Origin of the sequence: Rhodopseudomonas sp. B29 (assembly GCF_000333455.1) — a bacterium.
Lineage (GTDB): Bacteria > Pseudomonadota > Alphaproteobacteria > Rhizobiales > Xanthobacteraceae > Rhodopseudomonas.
The window spans coordinates 1-590 of record NZ_BADD01000795.1 but is presented as its reverse complement, the minus strand read 5'-3'; the positions used below and the strand labels follow the sequence as shown (position 1 = coordinate 590).

Sequence of the window (590 nt, the reverse complement as noted above, 5' to 3'; positions counted from 1 at the left end):
ATGAATCGCCGCGACCGGACGTTCGTCCACCATCGCGCTCGGCGGGTGCGCCAGCCACTCTGTCGCTGCGGCCCGATCGAAGATCTCGGCGGCGGCCGGCTGCAAGCCGGCCGCGTCGAGTGCCTGGATCAACTGGAGGACCGCGTTGGGCCCGATCGCCGCTTTGGGGTGATCGGGTCCTTCGCCGTGTCCAGCAGTCTGTCCGTCAGTGGCGGGTGAGCGAACCTGCGTCATGGGTGGTGTCCGCCATGCGGCTGGTTACGGTCTCCGCCAAGGTTTCCTTGGCGACGTCGCAATTGGTCGGCTCCGTCATCTGCTCGGAGCCGCCGCCGCAGGCCGAAACGATGGCCATTTGCGAGGCCGCGGCTTTGCGCGAGCGATCGGCGTTGGCTTCCCAATCGGCCATACGCCAAGAGTTCGGTGCCGCGCTACACCAGCTACCCGACGGCGCCGCATTTCGCCAAGGATTTCCCGGAGTCGATCTATCGCGGCTGGCTCGCCCAGCTCGATACCGACGAACCGATCTCGCTTTATCTGCACGTACCGTTCTGCAAACAGATGTGCTGGTACTGCGGCTGCAACATGAAGCT

The 590-nt window shown here is 65.1% G+C and carries 1 protein-coding gene and 2 pseudogenes; 1 reads left to right on the top strand and 2 read right to left on the bottom strand.

What is annotated here, in order from left to right; all coding sequences use genetic code 11:
- Together I5M_RS31710 and I5M_RS28575 are read right to left on the bottom strand one after the other, a co-directional pair.
- Positions 1-234: pseudogene (locus I5M_RS31710) on the bottom strand (bacteriochlorophyll 4-vinyl reductase); the annotation flags it as partial.
- On the bottom strand, positions 206-406 hold the full coding sequence (locus I5M_RS28575) for a hypothetical protein (RefSeq protein WP_022724525.1): 201 nt from the start codon (positions 404-406) through the stop codon (positions 206-208). The gene I5M_RS28575 and the pseudogene I5M_RS31710, both read right to left, overlap by 29 nt.
- 14 nt (positions 407-420) lie before the next feature.
- Between I5M_RS28575 and I5M_RS33985 the strand changes: the two are divergent.
- Positions 421-590: pseudogene (locus tag I5M_RS33985) on the top strand (coproporphyrinogen III oxidase); the annotation flags it as partial.

Coding starts and splice junctions, on each gene's coding strand:
- I5M_RS28575 (WP_022724525.1), bottom strand. CDS start 406: ATGGCCGATTGGGAAGCCAACGCCGATCGCTCGCGCAAAGCCGCGGCC.